Source organism: Kocuria tytonicola, assembly GCF_003687455.1.
Classification (GTDB): Bacteria; Actinomycetota; Actinomycetes; order Actinomycetales; family Micrococcaceae; genus Kocuria; species Kocuria tytonicola.
This window is the reverse complement of sequence record NZ_PHOA01000047.1, coordinates 1-17,761: the sequence shown is the minus strand read 5'-3', so window position 1 is coordinate 17,761 and position 17,761 is coordinate 1. Positions and strand designations below refer to the sequence as shown.

General features: G+C 69.4%; 21 protein-coding genes. 5 read left to right on the top strand and 16 right to left on the bottom strand.

Translation table 11 applies throughout. From position 1 onward, the window contains the following. The 3 genes from CWC38_RS06835 to CWC38_RS06825 all read right to left on the bottom strand — a co-directional run. A partial coding sequence (locus tag CWC38_RS06835; RefSeq protein WP_133306235.1) for a hypothetical protein occupies positions 1 to 203 on the bottom strand: 203 nt, incomplete at its 3' end. Between the two features lie 171 nt (positions 204 to 374). Continuing rightward, positions 375 to 1,172: a carbon-nitrogen hydrolase family protein gene (locus CWC38_RS06830; protein ID WP_121846057.1), complete on the bottom strand. Its 798-nt coding sequence runs from the start codon at positions 1,170 to 1,172 to the stop codon at positions 375 to 377. Positions 1,173 to 1,260: 88 nt separating this feature from the next. Next, positions 1,261 to 1,977 (bottom strand): TIGR00266 family protein, encoded by a 717-nt coding sequence (locus CWC38_RS06825; protein ID WP_121846054.1) that lies wholly within the window; start codon positions 1,975 to 1,977, stop codon positions 1,261 to 1,263. 275 nt (positions 1,978 to 2,252) lie between these two features. Here CWC38_RS06825 and CWC38_RS06820 point away from each other — a divergent pair, with 275 nt between their 5' ends. Beyond that, a complete protein-coding gene (locus CWC38_RS06820) occupies positions 2,253 to 2,432 on the top strand; it encodes a hypothetical protein (RefSeq protein WP_121846053.1) in 180 nt (59 codons plus the stop codon). A gap of 12 nt (positions 2,433 to 2,444) precedes the next feature. On the opposite strand, the gene CWC38_RS06815 is transcribed toward CWC38_RS06820, so the two are convergent. After that, the gene (locus CWC38_RS06815; protein WP_121846052.1) at positions 2,445 to 2,837 is read right to left on the bottom strand and encodes a DoxX family protein; all 393 of its coding nucleotides are present in this window, start codon (positions 2,835 to 2,837) and stop codon (positions 2,445 to 2,447) included. Between the two features lie 170 nt (positions 2,838 to 3,007). On the opposite strand from CWC38_RS06815, the gene CWC38_RS06810 reads away from it, so the two are divergent. The 3 genes from CWC38_RS06810 to CWC38_RS06800 all read left to right on the top strand — a co-directional run bounded on the left by CWC38_RS06810 (position 3,008) and on the right by CWC38_RS06800 (position 5,617). After that, the gene (locus CWC38_RS06810; protein ID WP_121846051.1) at positions 3,008 to 3,823 is read left to right on the top strand and encodes a sulfurtransferase; all 816 of its coding nucleotides are present in this window, start codon (positions 3,008 to 3,010) and stop codon (positions 3,821 to 3,823) included. 94 nt (positions 3,824 to 3,917) lie between these two features. Beyond that, positions 3,918 to 4,613, top strand: coding sequence for a hypothetical protein (locus tag CWC38_RS06805; protein WP_121846050.1), 696 nt, complete (start codon positions 3,918 to 3,920; stop codon positions 4,611 to 4,613). A 269-nt stretch (positions 4,614 to 4,882) separates the two neighbouring features. Further along, a complete protein-coding gene (locus tag CWC38_RS06800; RefSeq protein WP_240625098.1) occupies positions 4,883 to 5,617 on the top strand; it encodes a hypothetical protein in 735 nt (244 codons plus the stop codon). A gap of 62 nt (positions 5,618 to 5,679) precedes the next feature. On the opposite strand, the gene CWC38_RS06795 is transcribed toward CWC38_RS06800, so the two are convergent. Beyond that, positions 5,680 to 6,321, bottom strand: a complete 642-nt coding sequence (locus tag CWC38_RS06795; RefSeq protein WP_121846049.1) for a DUF1345 domain-containing protein — start codon at positions 6,319 to 6,321, stop codon at positions 5,680 to 5,682. A 77-nt stretch (positions 6,322 to 6,398) separates the two neighbouring features. Further along, positions 6,399 to 7,823 (bottom strand): dihydrolipoyl dehydrogenase family protein, encoded by a 1,425-nt coding sequence (locus CWC38_RS06790; RefSeq protein WP_121846048.1) that lies wholly within the window; start codon positions 7,821 to 7,823, stop codon positions 6,399 to 6,401. A 212-nt stretch (positions 7,824 to 8,035) separates the two neighbouring features. On the opposite strand from CWC38_RS06790, the gene CWC38_RS06785 reads away from it, so the two are divergent. After that, on the top strand, positions 8,036 to 8,713 hold the full coding sequence (locus CWC38_RS06785) for an enoyl-CoA hydratase/isomerase family protein (RefSeq protein WP_121846047.1): 678 nt from the start codon (positions 8,036 to 8,038) through the stop codon (positions 8,711 to 8,713). Positions 8,714 to 8,740: 27 nt separating this feature from the next. Here CWC38_RS06785 and CWC38_RS12610 read toward each other — a convergent pair whose 3' ends face one another. The 10 genes from CWC38_RS12610 to CWC38_RS06730 all read right to left on the bottom strand — a co-directional run bounded on the left by CWC38_RS12610 (position 8,741) and on the right by CWC38_RS06730 (position 17,678). Continuing rightward, the gene (locus tag CWC38_RS12610; protein ID WP_338067523.1) at positions 8,741 to 9,217 is read right to left on the bottom strand and encodes an SDR family oxidoreductase; all 477 of its coding nucleotides are present in this window, start codon (positions 9,215 to 9,217) and stop codon (positions 8,741 to 8,743) included. Positions 9,218 to 9,695: 478 nt separating this feature from the next. Then, on the bottom strand, positions 9,696 to 10,196 hold the full coding sequence (locus CWC38_RS06775) for a GNAT family N-acetyltransferase (RefSeq protein WP_121846046.1): 501 nt from the start codon (positions 10,194 to 10,196) through the stop codon (positions 9,696 to 9,698). A gap of 139 nt (positions 10,197 to 10,335) precedes the next feature. Further along, positions 10,336 to 10,824, bottom strand: coding sequence for a tetratricopeptide repeat protein (locus CWC38_RS06770; protein WP_121846045.1), 489 nt, complete (start codon positions 10,822 to 10,824; stop codon positions 10,336 to 10,338). A 160-nt stretch (positions 10,825 to 10,984) separates the two neighbouring features. Then, positions 10,985 to 11,416, bottom strand: a complete 432-nt coding sequence (locus CWC38_RS06760) for a cytidine deaminase (RefSeq protein WP_121846044.1) — start codon at positions 11,414 to 11,416, stop codon at positions 10,985 to 10,987. Between the two features lie 152 nt (positions 11,417 to 11,568). After that, on the bottom strand, positions 11,569 to 12,312 hold the full coding sequence (locus tag CWC38_RS06755; protein WP_121846043.1) for a DUF3800 domain-containing protein: 744 nt from the start codon (positions 12,310 to 12,312) through the stop codon (positions 11,569 to 11,571). Positions 12,313 to 12,373: 61 nt separating this feature from the next. Next, positions 12,374 to 13,144, bottom strand: a complete 771-nt coding sequence (locus CWC38_RS06750; RefSeq protein WP_121846055.1) for an HpcH/HpaI aldolase family protein — start codon at positions 13,142 to 13,144, stop codon at positions 12,374 to 12,376. A 50-nt stretch (positions 13,145 to 13,194) separates the two neighbouring features. Further along, positions 13,195 to 13,980: a 2-oxo-hept-4-ene-1,7-dioate hydratase gene (gene hpaH / locus CWC38_RS06745; protein WP_121846042.1), complete on the bottom strand. Its 786-nt coding sequence runs from the start codon at positions 13,978 to 13,980 to the stop codon at positions 13,195 to 13,197. Positions 13,981 to 14,128: 148 nt separating this feature from the next. Beyond that, the gene (gene hpaD / locus CWC38_RS06740) at positions 14,129 to 15,295 is read right to left on the bottom strand and encodes a 3,4-dihydroxyphenylacetate 2,3-dioxygenase (RefSeq protein ID WP_121846041.1); all 1,167 of its coding nucleotides are present in this window, start codon (positions 15,293 to 15,295) and stop codon (positions 14,129 to 14,131) included. An 86-nt stretch (positions 15,296 to 15,381) separates the two neighbouring features. Beyond that, entirely contained in the window at positions 15,382 to 16,917 is a 1,536-nt protein-coding gene (gene hpaE, locus CWC38_RS06735) for a 5-carboxymethyl-2-hydroxymuconate semialdehyde dehydrogenase (protein WP_121846040.1), read from the bottom strand. A 62-nt stretch (positions 16,918 to 16,979) separates the two neighbouring features. Further along, positions 16,980 to 17,678 (bottom strand): GntR family transcriptional regulator, encoded by a 699-nt coding sequence (locus CWC38_RS06730; RefSeq protein ID WP_121846039.1) that lies wholly within the window; start codon positions 17,676 to 17,678, stop codon positions 16,980 to 16,982. Positions 17,679 to 17,761 lie beyond the last annotated feature (83 nt).

Here is a 17,761-nt window from a genome sequence, read left to right as displayed (position 1 = left end):
GGGCCCACCCCGTGGTGCGTCCCCCGGTGCCCGTCGTGCCGCCCCGCTTCCCTGCCGGCGGTCACCCGGCGCCACAGCGAGCGGATGCAGTACACGACGATGGCGAGGAACACCGCGAACATGAGGAGCAGGGGGCCGTAGGACAGGATGGCCTCGGTCACGGTCGGTTGGAGCGGGCTCTCGGAGGAGAGGATCTCGATCATCCGCACGGTGTGTTCACCCCGTTGGTCGGTGGCGGACCCTGCGCGGTGCCGCGCCGGGTCTCCTCACCGTAGGAGCATTCTTGGCCGTTGGCCATGGCCCATCGGCCACTCTTCCGATGGTTCTTCGGCGCAGCGACGGGCCGGCCGGTGGTGGTCCGTCGCGCGCCGGGCCTAGAGCTCCCGGGCGTTCTCCAGCACCGGGATGGCCTTGCGGGTGCGCTCCACGAGGTCCAGGTCCAGGTCCACCACCGCGTAGTCCCGAGCCTCCCCCAGGGAGGTCACCACGGTGCCGTCCGGGGCGGCGACGACGCTGTGCCCCACCCCTCGCGGCGCCCTGTCCGGGTTCTCCGCGCCCACGGCCGCGGGGTTCGCCTGGCCCACCGCCACCACGTAGCAAGTGGTGTCCAGCGCGCGGGCACGGGCCAGCAGCTCCCACTGCTCCACCTTGCCCGGGCCGTCACCCCAGGACGCGCCCACCACCGTGACCCGGGCGCCGTCGTGGGCGAGCCGGGTGAACAGGCGCGGGAAGCGGATGTCGTAGCACGTGGCCACGCCCACGGTGGTGCCGGCCACCGAGAAGGTGACGGGCTCGTCGCCGGGGTCCACGGTGTCGGACTCCGTGAAGCCGAACGCGTCGAAGAGGTGGATCTTGGAGTAGCCGCGCACGGTGCCGTCCGGCAGGGCGATCAGCGTGGTGTTCCGCACGCGGCCGCCGTCCCCCGGGGTGAACATGCCCGCCACGATTCCCACCGAGTGCTCCCGGGCGAGGTCCGTGACGGCGCTGGCCCACGAACCGTCGAGCGGCTCGGCCACACCCTTGAGGCTGCGCCCGAACGCGAACATGGTGGCCTCCGGCAGCACGAGGAGATCCGCACCGTCCCCGCCCGCGCGGCGCGCGAGGTCCGCGACGGCTCGCAGGTTCTCTCCGGGGTCGTAGGTGCTGAGCAGCTGTCCGAGTGCAATGCGCATGGTGGTCACCCTAGATGTTCGGGGTCACGTCACCTGCAGCATGGCGTGCTCGCGCGGACTCGAAGGGCGCGCCCTTCGAAGGTGGCGCTCAGTCGAACAGCCCGCCGAGGCCGCCCTGAGCGTTGGATGACGGCATGAGCTTCGCCGCCCAGTCGGCGAAGGACTGCGGGTTGCGTGACTGGAGGTACACCCGGCCCGGTCCGGTGAACTCGAACACGAGACCCTCACCGGACTTCATCGACTGGAACGAGCGGCCCGACACAGCACGACGCGTGGTGAACTGCATTGCGAGGTCGTAGGCCACCACGTGGCCGGTGTCGATGACGACGCGTTCCCCGGGCTGCAGGTCCATAACGTCAATGGCTCCGTAGACGCTGAGCACGACGAGGCCCTGCCCGCTGGCTTGGAGCCCGAAGCCGCCTTCGCCACCGAAGAGGTTCTTCATGCCACCGAACTTCGAGGTGACCTCCACACCCTCGGAGTTGGCCATCCAGTTGCCACGGGCCACGAAATACGGGCGCTCAGGTTCGATGTCCAGCGCGACCATGTCTCCGGGCAGCACGCCAGCAATGTCGACCCATCCCCCACCGGCCGGAGCGGTGAAGGTCGTCGAGAAGAACGACTCGCCCGACAGGACGGAGCGCTTGAGGCCCTTCATGATGCCGCCCCCGGCGGCCTTGCTGGACATCTGGATGCCGTCCGAGTGAGCCATCATGGCGCCACTTTCCACGTTGGCGGTCTCCTCGGGTTCGAGGAGCAGACGGGAGACGGTGAAGGACGGAGCATGGCGGCATTCAAGTTGCATGCCCCGCAGTATGCCGCACTGACCCGGGTGGTCGCACAACTCCGGCGCTGGCGCTCGGGGAACCGGCCCACCCTGGGCAGTGCTCCTGCACCTGGATGCAGACACCAGATGCCCTCTGGGGTTGACGCCCAGCTCGCTGGAGCTCGTGAGGCGATGCGGACCGCACCGCCTTGCCCCCTTGCGCTCCGCGACGGTGCCGTTCGTAGACCATCCGTGGTTACCATCGGCACCACGCGTCGGGCACTCGGCGCCGTCGCCACCGGGACGAGGACCGCATGACCCGCAACAGGACTGCTCTCTGCGCCGTTTCGGCAGCATGGATTGCCGTGCTGCTCGCGGTGGTTCTGAGCCTCGCACTGGGCGGGCCACTGGTGCCCTTCGCGGTGTTCGTGGTGATCGCCGCCCCGGCCGTCACGGGGTTCTGGGCCGTGCGCCTCCACCGGGACCGGCAGTAGGGGGGGTCCTGCTCAGGCGTTGCGCGCGATCTTCACCGCACTGACGATCAGCGGGATCTGCAATGGCAGCCGCCCGTACGCAATCGCCTGCTTGGCGGGCGATGCGTGGCGCGAGTCCCACGCCATCTTCATGTTCCCCGGCCACACGCCCACGAACAGCGCTGCGGACACGGCCCCTCCGGCCCTGCGGGTGCGCGGCACGAGCAGCAGCGCCGCCGTAGCCAGCTCCGCGTAGCCGGAGCCGATGGACCACTGCCGCGCCGTTCCCGGCAGCTGCTCGGGGATCAGCGCGTCGAAGGGCTCCGGCTTCACCAGGTGCAGCACCCCCATTCCGGTGAGCGCCAGCCCGGAGAGCACGGCGGTGCGGTTGGCCTTGCGGTGGACGGTCGTCAGTTTCTTTCGCATGACCTCACCGTACCCATCACGGACATTCCCCACCGGTCGACGACGACGCCGCCCGCCCGGTCCCCGCACACCCACCTCCCGGACCTGCCTGTGACCCCGCCGTTCCCACCGCCCCGGGCGCGCCCTACGCTGGGAGGCGAGCAGCGACGTCGTCGAACGAGGAGGCGGGCATGGACCCCTTTGTCACCGCGCAGTGGCTGGCCGAGCACCGGGACGAGGTGGTGCTGGCGGACGCGCGCATGTACCTGGACGGGCGCAGCGCGGAGGCCGAGTACCTCCGGGGGCACCTTCCGGGGGCGGTGTTCGTGGACACGGAGACGGCACTGGCGGCACCCGCGGCACCGGAGGCTGGCCGCCACCCGCTGCCCGCACCCGAGGACTTCGCGGCGGCCATGTCCGCGGCGGGCATCGGGGACGACTCCACGGTGGTGGCCTACGACGACGCCGGCGGCGTGATGGCCGCGCGTCTCGTGTGGATGCTGCGCACCACGGGCCACCGCGCGGCGGTGCTGGACGGTGGGCTGGATGCTTTCCCCACGGAGGATCTGGAGCGGCACCGCGCCGTGCTGCCCGCTGCCGAGTTCACGCCCGTCCCGTGGCCGCGCGAGGCGCTCGCGGACATCGACGAGGCCACCCACGGCCCCCTGGTGGTGGACGCCCGGGACCGCACCCGCTACGCCGGCCAGGCCCCGGACCCCGTGGACCCCCGCTCGGGCCACATTCCTGGTGCCGTGAACGTGCCGTGCCGTGAGCACCTGCGGGAGGACAGGACGCTGCAGCCGGTCCAGGAGCTGCGGGCGCGCTTCCTGGCCGCCGGGGTCACGGACGCCACCTGGATGATCTCCTACTGCGGCTCCGGGGTCACGGCGTGCCACAACCTGCTGGTGGCCGAGCACGCGGGGCTGGGCGCGGGGCGCCTGTTCCCCGGCAGCTGGTCCCAGTACTCCCACACGGACCGCCCGGTGGAGACCTCCTCCAGCAGCTGAACCAGTGCTCAGGGTGCTTACGCAGGACCTGCGGCAGTGCCAAGATGGAGCACACGACAGTGGCTCAGGCCACCCCGACACCAGGAGGCACGACATGACCCAGCAGCCCGAGAGCACGGACCCCATCGCGTCGGCAGGCCAGATCGACGACCCCGACCAGCCCACCACGGTCAAGGGTCAGGACGACTCCCGCGCCGGGCGCGACACCCAGCCGGACGAGAGCTCGGCGGACGGGGACCCCGACCAACCGGGCGCGGCCCCACGCACCTCTCGCCCCACCGGACACGACGACGCCGCCCGCGCCGCATCCACGGCCCCCGGCACCACCGCACCGACCGCCTCCGCGGACGCCACCCGGGAGGACCACACCCGTCACGGCGGGAAGCCTCCCAAGGCCATCCAGGAGACCGGCGTTCCCGTGGCGGACCGGGAGGCCGCCCGGGAGCGCGACGTGCGGGACGTGGACTCCGAGGCCCTGGCAGGGACGCGCAAGTTCCAGCCGCGCCCCGGGGACGAGAACCCGAACGTCTCCGACAACCCGGCGAACTTCCCGGACCACCGGGGCCCCGACGGTGTCAGCGCCCAGGACGACCGTGGGAGGTCCGAGGCCGAACGTGGCGGGAAAAACACCGCGCAGTACGAGACGCCGGAGAGCATGCCCGCCACGGAACCGGTGCGCCACTCCCGCCTGGTGGAGGAGCGTGTGCAGGAGCAGGAGCGCGACTACGACCTCGGGACCACCGAGGAGGGCGAGCGCTACCTCACCCCCAGGGACCTGCCGGAGGCGTGAGGACCTGACCCGCCCGGGGCGTTGCGCCCCTTTTCCGGAACCAGGGTGCCCGGTCGGAGACGCCTCCGACCGGGCTCCTGCACGTCCGGGAGGGGTCACCGCCAACCCGTCCCCCGAAGTGCGGAGGGCCTGATGCATGTGCATCTGCGCAGGTCAGATGGGGAAACAACCCGCACCGGTGACATCTCGGTGCGCGTGCAAGATCACGAATTGGTGACGGCCCCGATGTGACCTTGCACGCACCGCCGCCGGTTGCGAGTCTGTTTGCTATGGCGAAGCGAACTCTCCCCAGGGCACTGCCCGCCGCGGCCGCCCTGTTCGGCCTCCTCGCGGTCACCGGCTGCTCCGGCGACTCTCCTGACGCGCCCGCCGCGGGTGGTGCCACGGCGAGCGCCGAGGCGGGTGCCCCGCCGACCGGCGCGGGGGGCACGGCGTCGTCGGCCCCGGGAGCACAGAACGGGGTGACGCCCGCGGAGGCGAACAGCGCGGATGTCTACGAGCTCACGCAGACGTACACGGACCCGGACAAGTTGTTCACCGTGCAGTACCCGAAGGACTGGGCGGCGGCGGTGGACCAGGGGTACCTGGAACTCACCAGTCCGGACGGCAAGGTCAAGGGGACGGTGGCGTCCACGAAGGCCCGCCCGCCCAAGGGCGACTGGTTCACCCGGCCCAAGCACCCGCTGATCGGGCACGAGACCCCGCTGGGCGAGCAGCTGGGCACCAAGGTGTTCACGTACGCCAGCTACGTGCCCGCACCGCCGCGCGGCGAGCGCAGCGACTCCGTGCTGTGGGGGCTCACCCCCGCGGACAACAAGGGCATCGTGCACCTCAAGGGCGGCGACAAGGGGGACCTGTGGGCCGAGTTCCACTACTCGCCCGTGAACGAGGGCAACCGGCCCCTCTCCCAGAGCAAGGGCGTGGAGCTGGTCAACGAGATCAACCAGACCGACGACGCCGGAACCGTGGACGCGATCCTGAAATCCGTCCGCGCCGGTTCCTAGGGCCCCACCACCCACCGGCCGTCACTGCGGGGCGCACTGCGCGGGGAGAGAAACAGGCGCGGTCATCCTGGCAGCACACCGAGAACCACGTTCACCGTGGCCGCCAGGATGACCGTGCTGAAGACGAAGGACAGCAGGCAGTGGCGCAGGATCACGGCGCGCAGCCGAGTGGTGGCCACGTTGTTGTCCGAGACCTGGAACGTCATGCCCAGGTTGAAGGAGAAGTACAGGAAGTCCACGTAGCGGGGCGGGTCCTGGGTGTTGAAGTCGATCCCGCCCTGCGGGTGCCGGTAGTACTCGTGGGCGTAGCGGGCACCGTACATCAGGTGGAGCATGGCCCACGTGAGCAGGATCCCCAGCAGCCCCAGCACCGCCCCGGTGGTGCGTGTGTCCGCGGCGCCGCGGACCAGGATGACCATGATGGTCAAAAGGTTCACCAGGGACAGCGCCACCACGGTGGCCTCCTGCACCAGGGGCTGGAAGTCCTCGCGCACCGAGTTCCTGCGCGTGTGCGCCGCGTCCAGGGGCCACAGCACGGACACGGCGAGCACCACGTACACCAGGGACACCCCGCACGCCCCCACCAGCACGGCCAGCAGCCCGTCCAGGAACAGCGAGGCGATCCCACCGGCCGCCACGCCGAGCAGCACGGCCGCGGCAAGTCGCAGGTGGGCGGAGGGTGGTTGCCGCTCGGTGGTGGTCATGCCTTCAGGCTAGTTGTTGCGGGTCGCGGCGTTGTGGTCACTGGGGTGGGTCCGCACGCGGGGTCCCGCGTGACTCCTCAGCGCAGCCCCACGGGGAGGTCCTCCAGCAGCCGCAGCCAGATCTCGGAGACCGTGGGGTAGCTCGGCACCGCGTGGCGCAGCACGCGCACCGGCACCTGCCCCACCACCGCAACGGTGGCGGCGTGGACCAGTTCCGCCGCATCCGGACCCACGAAGGTCGCACCCAGCAGTGCCCCGGAGTCCCGGTCCACCACGAGCTTGGCGCGCCCGGCGGCGTCGTCCCGCGAGAGGGCTGCCCCCGCGGTGCCGGTGATCGGCGCCTCCGCCACCACCACGCGGTGCCCCGCCTCGCGCGCGGCGCGCTCCGTGAGGCCCACAGAGCCTACCTGGGGGTCCGTGAACACGGCCTGGGGGACGGGCACGACGGCGGGCGGCTCGCTCTCGAGCATCCCGGCCAGTCGGGCGCCGAGCACACGGGCCTCGTACTTGCCCATGTGGGTCAGCAGGGAGCACCCGGCGGCGTCACCGACCGCGTGCAGCCAGTCGGGAAGGTTCCCGGAGCGCACATCCCGTGCGGTGACGCCCACGGACTCCAGCCCGAGGTCCGTGAGGCGTGGCGTGCGGCCCGTGGCCACCAGCACCTCGTCCACCTCCAGCTCACCGTGCGTGGTGCACAGCCGGACCGGGCTGCCGTGGACCCGGCCGAGACCGGTGTCCCGGGCGTCCTCGCGGGTGGCCTCCCGGACCTCGGTCCGCAGCCGGACGTCCACACCGGCGTTCTCCAGCGAAGCCTGCACGAGGTCGCCCGCGAACGGCTCGTTTCCGGAGAGCAGGGACTCCCCGCGCACGAGCAGGGTGACCCGGGAACCGAGGGCGGCCAACCACGTGGCGGCCTCCACGGCCACCACACCGCCACCCACCACGGCGGTGCTCCCGGGCACCTCCACGATCCCGGTGGCGTCCTTCGAGCTCCACGCGTGGAGGCCTGCGAGGGCGGGCGGAACCACTGCGGTGGACCCCGTGGCCAGCACCACGGCCTTCCGGGCCGTCAGCGTACGGCTCTGCCCGTCCCCGGTCACGCGCACCTTTCGGGGGCCCACGATCTCACCGTGGCCGCGGACCACCCGCAGGCCCGCGTCTTCCGCCCAGCGGACCTGCCCGGCGTCGTCGTAGTGGGACACCCAGCTGTCCCGGCGGGCGAGCAGGTCGTGTGTCGCCACCTCCGGGGAGTCCACGCCTCCCAGGTGCTGCGCGGTGTGCGCGACCTCCAGCGGGCGCAGCAGCGCCTTGCTGGGCATGCACGCGTAGTACGAGCAGTCCCCGCCCATCAGGGACTCCTCCACGACCACCGCGGACAGCCCGCCCTCGTGCGCGTACTGCGCCACGTTCTCCCCCGCGGGCCCACCGCCGATCACGACGACGTCCGCGACGTCCTGCCCGCTCGCACCGGCTTCCGGGGTGCTCTGGTTCGCGGTGGTCATGGGGGCTCCGTTCGTCGGGGTGGTGTGCCGCGAGTCTAGGCCCGAAACCCGCCGGCGCGTCTCTTCAGGAGCGGTACGGTCGGCTCATCATGATCAGCCCGTTGCCGAATGGCGTGGGCTGATTTTCTTTCGGAAGTGGACCGCAGTCTCGGACGACAAGCCGACCTCGGTCTCTGGCAGGCCCACGAACGACGGGGTGCCATGCTGAGAACGTGACTCAGCTGACCCGCAATGAGAACGTCTTCACCCTCGACATCAGTGACTCCCTCGAAGGGGACCACCGCTTCACCGTCGAGCGAATACGGGCCATTGACGCCGCCCTCACGGAGGTCGAGTCGACGCCCGGGGAGCTCGGGCTCGTGATCACCGCGCAGGGCAAGTTCTTCTCGAACGGGCTCGTGCCGGAACTGTTCGCCGAGCCGGGCTACAGCGCGGCGTTCCAGGCGCTCGTCGCCCGCATCCTGGTCCTGGGGGTTCCCACGGTTTGCGCCATCAACGGCCACTGCTACGGCGGCGGTCTCCTGCTGGGCCTGGCGTGCGACGAGCGCTGCGCCCGGGCGGAACGCGGGTTCCTGTGCCTCCCGGAGACCTCGATCGGGGTCCCGTTCACGTCCGGGCTGGCCGCCCTGGTTTCGTCCCGGCTCGCGCCGCGCGAGGTCCACCGCGCGATGGTCCTGTCCGAGCGGTACGACGCCCCGACGGCGGCCGCGGCCGGAATCGTCGACGACGCCGTCCCCGCCGCAGAGCTGCTGGCCCACGCCCAGCGGCGGGCCGGGGAGCTGAGAGGACTCCGCGGCTCCGTCCTGGCCGCCAACAAGCGTCGGCGGTACGCGGAGGTGGTGGAGGCACTGCACCGCGCCGAGCCGCTCACCGTCGAGACGGGCACCTGAGGCGGGACGCGCTCATGACCGCCTGGGCTATGCCACGCCGACCCCGCCGTTGCTGTGCAGCACTTGCCCCGTGATCCACCCTCCTTGTTTGGACAGTAGGAAGGCGACAAGATCGGCGGTGTCCGTGGGTGTTCCGAGGCGACCGGCAGGGGTCAGGTCTGTGAGTTGGTCCTTCATCTCGGGAGTCATCCAGCCGGTATCGATCGGGCCAGGATTAATCGCGTTGGAGCGTACCCCGAGCGGCGCGAGTTCAATGGCTGCTGCTGTGATCAGGCGATCCAGCGCACCTTTGCTGGTGCCGTAGGGAAGATTGAATGCCGAATGGTCATGGGTCAACGCTACGATGCGCCCAGAGGCCTGATCCTGGACATGACTGGGAAGGGATTCGGCGAAGGCCTTGATCAACAACCACGCCGCGCGTGCATTCACCGCGTAGTGGCGATCCCAGCTTTTCACGGTGGTGTCTAGGATCGAACTGTCGACGCCTTCGGAATGAGCCATCACCAGAGCCGTGAGGGCGCCGTCTGCAGCGGCACGCTGCACGAGTTATCCGGGAGCTGCCGGAGCAGCCAGGTCCGCCGACAACAACGTCACTGTTGCCCCCCTGTCCCGGCAGTCGTCAGCAATCTGCTCAGCGTCATCGGATCCCGACGGGATCCCAACACGGGCCTCGTAGCCAGGCAGATGAGCTAGAGCAAGGTCCCAGCCGTCTATGGCAAGACGAATGGCAATGGCCGCCCCGAGACCGTTGCTGCGGCCTACACCTGTGACCAGTGCTGTGGGTCGCATACGCACACCCCTTTCGTCGTTGCAGGCTTGAGGGGACAACTTTACGCAGTGAGCATGAAGCGCCCTGGGCTTCGTTCCATGGTCGTAACGCAACGGCCGCTACGTCGTGGGTGTGACTGTAGGCGGTTTCTGCCTCACCGGGACGGCCGGGTAGCTCAACCGCGGTTCGTACCCCCTCGCTCTCGCTGCCCCGTCAGACCTCGCGTGCCATGGCACACCGTGGTGCCGTGAACCGCTCGCGTTCTTGGGAGAGTTCGGCGGCGAGCTGCGGCCCGAGGGCGTCGTCCTCCAGAGGGCAAAAGCCCAGCCTCCGGTAGTAGGGCCCGTTCCACGGGACGTCGTCAAAGGTGGTCAGCGTCAGCCGCTCGTCGCCCCGGTAACGCGCCCAGCCGCACACGGCGTCGATCAGATCGGCACCGATGCGCTGACCGGCATGGTCCGGGTGGACGCTGACCTGTTCGAGGTGCGCGTGGCCGTCGTGCACCACCGCCAGGGCATAGCCGACGACTTCCTCGTTCACCGAGGCAACCCACACTCTGCCGATCGATGCGGCCCGGTGGAGCTGAGCGACGTCAGGCAGCGGGTCATCAGCGACCTCCGGCATCCCTGCCGAGAGGAAAACCTCCCCCGCCGCGGCCTCGATGGCGGGCAGCACGAGCACATCAGCCGGGGACGCAGGACGAATGCTGGCCATGCAGTCACGGTAACGAAACTGGGGCACCCTGGACCGCGGCTAAACGCACTCGGGGGGGGCGACCGGCGTGTAAGGGCTGGCACCCCAACCCCACGGTTCGCTACCCAGCCAACGGCGCGTACGGCCTGGGAATGAACCACTATTGCAGATTGCGGATGTATGCCGCATTCCCCAGGATGGCTGGCTTGTATCGCTCGATGTCTGGGCCAGTGACATGAGCGACGATCACCTCGAGGAGAATCGCGATGGCGTCGTCGGGCCTGTTGGCAGCGTGCATGGTCACCGCTTGGAAAGCGGCCACTGACGGTGAGTCGGGGAACGCCTCGCGAGCCAGTGTGAACACGTTCAGCGACTCCTCAACGCGGCCGATGTTTCGCAAGGTCGAGGCGTACTGCAGGTAGCAACGCCGCAAGAGGTCTCCGCTGAGCCCACAAGCGAGGGCCTGCTCGTAGAAGGTCGCAGCTTTGCCCTCCTGCCCATCCGTGTCATAGGCGCCGCCGATCTCGTACAGCACGCGCGGGTTCTCCGGATGCGCTTGATAGAGGGGTACCAGCGCCTCGATGGTGGGTTGCATGTTGCTGCGGTCGCGCGCCGCAAAGATCTGGTCGAGTTGACCGTCGAGGTTCATGGACGAATCATTGCACGGTGATTTCCGTTGACGATTTTCACATGCTCGGGGACCAAGTTCCGGAAGAGATGATCGAGGCGTGGGTCGCCGAGACGGAGGCGGGTTACGCCGTAGAGGAGCTCAAACGTCGCGGTCGCGGGCGCCCGGGGGCCATCTCTCATCACCAGCCGCCGGTAACTTCACCCGGGAACACGGTCATCCAGTAGTCCGGCAGCACATCCCGCAGTGCCTTCCACACGACCTGCGTGGGGTCCTCCGGCGCTGCGACACCCGCCAGCACGTCGGGCCCGTGCACGGCCAGCCGCTCCCGGCACACTCCGCACGGGCTGAGCACCAGAAGTCGCCCGCGCTCATCGCGGTGCAGGCACACCGACGCGACGACGGCCTGGTTCAGTCGGAACGCGCCCGCGTACGGCTCGATCTCGTGGCAGACTTCCACCGCCGGGTTCACCGCATCCGGAGCGGTGCCGGTGAGGATGGTCCCGTCGGCCAGCAGCATCGCGGCAGCGCCGCGCTCCTCACCGCCCGGGAAGCGCGTGTCGATCAGGCTCAGGCACGCACTGACGGTCTCGTCCAGCTGGTCACCAGTCATGCCCGAATTCTAGGTCCGTCCCGAGGCGTCCCCATCCCCATGCCAGCACCTTCCTGGACACCCCTAGAACACGCCACTACCATGAGTATCACGACGAACCGGACACCGGGGCGTTGTCTGCCGGAGGTCCCCCTGGGGACCTCCGAGCTTCTTCAAGGCACCCATTTGCGTGCTGAATAAAGCGGTCCCAGTTCTCGCATGATCGTTCGCGCTGCACGTTGCGCCCGTTTGTTTTCCCCAGGATCGACCTCGGTGGTACGCCGATACATGTACACAACCAGGTCAACGGCCTGGATCCCTCGTTCCTGGGCAGAATCAAACCACTCGATGGGCTGCTCGATCCGCTCCAGCCTTTGAGACTTGTATCCGGGGGTGCCTACTCGGGTGTACCCCTCGATGGCTTCCCTGAAATCCTGGTGCTTGCTGATCATGTCCGCACGCACCAGGCAAGAGTCGTACCCCATACGCTCCGTCAGGTCGTTCGTCTTCTCCAACGCGTGCCGAAGGGTGATCTCATACGGCGGGTCCGGGTACCGGTACCGGGCGTTCAACCGCGCCACGTCCACGCCCTCGATGATCACGCGGGCCCCGACCGCTTGGATGTGCCGCATGGCCTGTCTGTAGAGGGAAACGGACTCGTGCACCCGTCCTCGGAGACACTGCCATTCCTTGCGTCCCTGCATCATCGGATGACCGTGGAACTCGATATCCGGATCCACCCCGTATTTCTCCGCGACGTGTCTACCTAGATCTTCAAACCGCTCGCAGAGGTCCATGTACTGGTCCAGGTCCAGCACCATGCAACCGATGTAGTAGTGGTCCTGCTGGTAACTCTCATCGACGAATGCATAGAGGCGCCGCCCCCCACTCGGCCGCTGGGCGGCATCCTCGAACATGCGAGAATCCTATCGAGAGCCTGATGACACGTGCTCTGACGATTGCGGGTCAGCCCCGTACCTACCCCCGGAACGCCCCCGCCAGGTTCCGCGCCCCGGAAGCCAGCAGGGCGACGTCGGCGCCCACGTTCACGAAGTCGGCACCCGCCGCGAGATAGTCCCGCGCCTGGTCCTGGGCGAACGCGTTGACGCCCACGAACTTGCCCGCCGCCTGGACGGCGGTGATCACGTGCTTCACGGCGGCGACGACGTCCGGGTGGGTCTGCTGACCGATCAACCCCATGGAGGCGGCCAGGTCCGAGGGACCGACGAACACGCCGTCCACCCCGTCCACCGCGGCGATCTGCTCGATGCTCGCCACGGCCGCCGCGGACTCCGCCTGCACCACCAGGGTGATGGTCTCCCGGGCGCGCGGCAGGTAGCCGGGGATCCCGCCCCAGCGCCCGGAGCGTGCGAGCGCCGCGCCCACGCCCCGCACACCCGCGGCGGGGTAGGCCACGGCGTGGACCGCCGCTTCCGCCTCCGCCACCGAATCCACCATGGGCACGATCAGCGACTGCACCCCGAGGTCCAGGTACTGCTTGACGACGACCTCGTCGTTGGCGGGCACCCGCACCACGGACAGCGTGGGGTACCCGGCGATCGTGCGCAGCTGCGCTTGGACGCTCTCCAGGGACAGCGGCGAGTGCTCCCCGTCCACCAGCAGGTAGTCGAAGCCCGCGCTCGCGCAGATCTCCGCGGCGGTCGGGTCCCCGGAGGACAGGAAGATGCCCGTGACCGGGTCCTCGGGTGTGCGCGGCAGCGCGAAGAGGTCCTTGAGGCTCGGCAGCACACCGGGCAGGTTCGGCGCGTCCGGCGCGCGGAAGGCGTGGATCAGCTCGTTCACTCGAAACGACACGTGATGGCTCCCAACTGTCCGTAGTCCGCGTGGACGGTGTCCCCGGGGTGCACCCACATGGGCTTGGTGAAGGACCCGGCGAGCACGATGCTCCCGGCCTCCAGCGCATCCCCGTGCGCCGCGAGCTTGTTCGCGAGCCACGCCACCCCGTTCGCGGGGTGGTTCAGCACCGCGGCGGCCACGCCCGTGTCCTCCAGGGTCTCGTTGCGGTACAGCAGCGCGGACACCCACCGCAGGTCCACGGCGTCCGGGGCCACGGGGTTGCCGCCGTGGACCATCCCGCCCAGGGCGGCGTTGTCCGAGATGGTGTCCACGATGGTGCGGCCCTCCATCTGGATGCGCGAGCTCAGGATCTCCAGCGCCGGCACCACGTACTCCGTGGCCCGCAGCACGTCGAAGATGCTGGTGTGCGGCCCGCGCAGCTCGTCCTTGAGCACGAACGCGAGCTCCACCTCGATCCGCACGTTCGAGTACTGCCCGTGCTCGATCACCGAGCCGTTCTCGTGCACCTGGTCCGCGAAGATCGCACCGTAGTCCGGCTCCGTGATCCCCGTGGCCTCCTGCATGACCTTGGACGTCAGCCCGATCTTGCGGCCCACGAGCCGCCGCCCGGACTCCTGCGCCCGCCGGCGCCACTCGTTCTGCACCGCGTAGGAGTCCTCCACGGTCATTTCCGGGTAGCGCAGGGTGAGGCGCTCGATCATGGAGCGGTTCGCCTCCGCGGCGGCCAGTTCGTCCGCGATGGCCACCACGCGTTCGTGCTCCAGCATGTCCTTGCCTTTCGGTTGGTCCGTGCGCCGTGTCCGCACGGGACGACGACGCCGCTGCCCCGGCTTCCCGGCGTTCCGTCACCCGGGTGCCCAGCAGGACCGGGTGCCGCTCCCCCGGTAAGGGGGCGAGCGGCGTCGTCGTCGCGGGTCAGAGCTGGTGGCCCATCTTGTACTCGCCCTGCTTCCACTCGGGCATGGAGTCCTCGCCCTCGGAGGGGCGGGTGTAGGAGAAGCCGTCCGCGCCGATGGTCACGGCGAGCTCGGAGTCGTCCGTGCGGGAGACGACCTCCTGCGGGTTGCCGTCCAGGTCCAGCACCAGGGAGGCCTCCGTGTACCAGGAGGGGACCACGGGGGTGCCCCACCAGTCGCGGCGCTGGTTGTCGTGGACGTCCCACGTGACCACGGGGTTGTCCGGGTCACCGGTGTAGTAGTCCTGCGTGTAGATCTCCACGCGGTGCCCGTCCGGGTCCCGCAGGTAGAGGTAGAACGCGTTGGACACGCCGTGGCGGCCGGGGCCGCGCTCGATCCTGTCCGACTGGCGCAACGCACCGAGCTTGTCGCAGATGGCCAGGATGTTGTGCTTCTCGTGGGTCGCGAAGGCCACGTGGTGCATGCGCGGGCCGTCGCCGCCGGTCATGGCGGTGTCGTGCACGGTGGGCTTGCGGCGCATCCACGCGGCGTAGACCGTGCCCTGCTCGTCCTGGATGTCCTCGGTCACGCGGAAGCCCAGGTCCTGCATGAACTTGGTGGCGCGGGGCACGTCCGGGGTGACCTGGTTGAAGTGGTCCAGGCGCACCAGGGCGCCCGGGGTGTAGAGGTCGTAGCGCCACGCCAGGCGCTCCACGTGCTCCACGTCGTAGAAGAACTCGTACGGGAAGCCCAGGGGGTCCTCCACGCGCACCGACTCGCCGATGCCCTTGGTGAAGCCCTCCGCGCGGCGCTCCACACGGCAGCCGAGCTCCTCGTAGAAGGCCACGGCCTTGTCCAGGTCCTCGGGGGTGCGCACGCGGTAGGAGAACGCGGCCACGGCGGCCACGGGGCCCTGGCGCAGCACCAGGTTGTGGTGGATGAACTCCTCGATCGAGCGCAGGTAGACGGTGTTCTCGTCCTCCTCCGTGACCGTGAGCCCCAGCACGTCCACGTAGAACTCGCGGGACTTCGCGAGGTCCGTGACCACGAGCTCCATGTACGCGCAGCGCAGGATGTCCGGCGCGGGTGCGGACGGGGTCTTGACGGGGTTGTCGGTGGTGATCGGGGCTTCCTGGGAAACGTAGAAGCCCGAGGACGTCATTGTCCGGTCAGCGGGATTCGTCATGGTGTGTCCTTCGTGGTGAGGGTGACGTGGTCAGTGGGGTCGTGGGGCCGGGGCGGACGGGCCGCCCCGGCGGAGACGGGAGGGGCTCAGCCGTCCGCCTTCGCGGCGGCGTCCTCCTGCTTGCCGAACACCGGGTTGTGGACCTCACCCAGGTTGATGTGCACGGCCTGCTGGTCCGTGTAGAAGTCGATCGAGCGGTAGCCGCCCTCGTGGCCCAGCCCGGAGGCCTTCACGCCGCCGAACGGGGTGCGCAGGTCCCGCACGTTGTTGGAGTTCAGCCACACCATGCCCGCCTCCACGTTCTGCGCGAAGTTGTGGGCGCGCTTGAGGTCGCTCGTCCAGATGTAGGCGGCCAGGCCGTACTTGGTGTTGTTGGCGAGCTCCAGAGCCTCCTCGTCCGTGTCGAACGGAGTGATGGCCACCACGGGGCCGAAGATCTCCTCCTGGAAGATCCGGGCGTCCGGCTTCACGTCCACGAACACGGTGGGCGCCACGTAGTTGCCGGTCTCGAAGCCCTCGGGACGCCCGCCACCGGCCACCAGGCGGGCCTCCTGCTTGCCGATCTCCACGTAGGACATGACCTTCTCCCAGTGCTCCGGGTGCACCAGCGCGCCCACCTCGGTGCTGGGATCGGAGGGAAGGCCCACCTTCACGCGCTTGGCCTGCGCGGCGTAGCGCTCCACGAACTCGTCGTAGATCCCGCGCTGGACCAGGATGCGCGAGCCCGCGGTGCAGCGCTCGCCGTTGAGGGAGAAGACACCGAAGATGGTCGCGTTGATCGCGGCCTCCAGGTCCGCGTCCTCGAAGACCACGGCCGGGGACTTGCCGCCCAGCTCCATGGACAGGCCCTTGAGGTAGGGGGCGGCGTTGCCGAAGATGATCTGCCCGGTGCGGGACTCGCCCGTGAAGGAGATCAGGGGCACGTCCGGGTGCTTCACGAGGGAGTCACCCGCGTAGCCCTCCTCGCCGAAGCCGTTGACCAGGTTGAAGACACCGGCGGGCACGCCGGCCTCCTCGAAGATGCCGGGCCACAGGGATGCGGACAGCGGCGTGAACTCAGCGGGCTTGAGCACCACGCAGTTGCCCGTGGCGAGTGCGGGGCCCAGCTTCCAGGACTCGAGCATGAACGGGGTGTTCCACGGGGTGATCAGACCGGCCACGCCAATGGGCTTGCGGTTCACGTAGTTCACCTGGCGCCCGGGGACCTTGTAGGCGTCGTCGATCTGGGCGACGATCAGGTCCGCGAAGAACCGGAAGTTCTCGGCCGCCCGGCGGGCCTGGCCGAGCGCCTGGGTGATGGGCAGGCCGGAGTCGTAGGACTCCATGGCGGCCAGCTGGTCCCCGCGGGACTCCACGATGTCCGCGATCCTGTGCAGGATCCGGGAGCGCTCACGCGGGAGCATCCTGGGCCAGGGGCCCTCCTCGAACGCCTTCTTCGCGGCGGCCACGGCGGCCTCGATGTCCGCCTTCTTCCCGGAGGCGGCCGTGATGTAGGGCTCGTTGGTCACGGGGTTGAGCACGTCGAACGTGTCCCCGTCGATCGAGTCCACCCACTCGCCGCCGATGTAGTGGCGGATGGAATCGGGAAGGTTCTCGGGCTTGGTGTCCTGCAGGGCTGCCATGTGATGACTCCTTGAATCAGTGCGAAGAATCGGTGCGAATCAGTGGGACTGCTGTCGGCGGGTCACGCGGTGCGGTGCTGCGCCTCGCCGCGGACCTCGCGGCTGCTGAGGTAGCTCGTCAACGTTGCCGTGCGGTGCTGGCGCACGGCGCGCTCCACGGCGTCCGCCGGGGCGTGGGTCTCGAGGAGGTGGAGGATGTGGTGGTGCTCGGTCACCGAGGCGCGGGCGCGCTCCGGCACGAACGAGAACGTGGAGGTCCGCAGGTGGTTCAGGCGCTCCCACTCCACCGTGACCAGGTCGTTGAGACGCTCGTTGGGGCACCGGCACGCGAGCACACGGTGGAACTCGTGGTTGGTCTCGGTGAAGGTCTGCGGGTCGAAGTTCTGCAGGGATGCCTCCATGGAGGCGTTGAGCTCCCGGGCGTGGGCCAGGTCCGCGGCAGTGATCAGCGCCGCCGCCTGCGCGGTGGCCGCTCCCTCCAGCACCGCCAGCGTCTCCATGCTGAAGCGGTACTGCTCCCCGTCCACCATGGACACACGCGCCCCCACGTTGCGCTCGAACGTCACGAACCCTTCCGCCTCCAGCCGGCGGATGGCCTCGCGCACCGGCACCACGGACATGCTCAGGGTCTCCGCGATGCTCGCGAGCACCAGGCGGTAGCCCGGCGAGAACGCCTGGGTCATGATCTGGGACTTGATCCAGTCGTACGCCCGCTGCGCCTTGGACGGGGCGGCGGTCGCGGTGTCCGCGGTCAGGGGCATGGGTTCCTCGGTTCGGGGCAGGGGCGGGGGACGCGGCGGCGGGTCACTCGGAGGGCAGAGGGGTCTCGGACAGCCACTGCCGG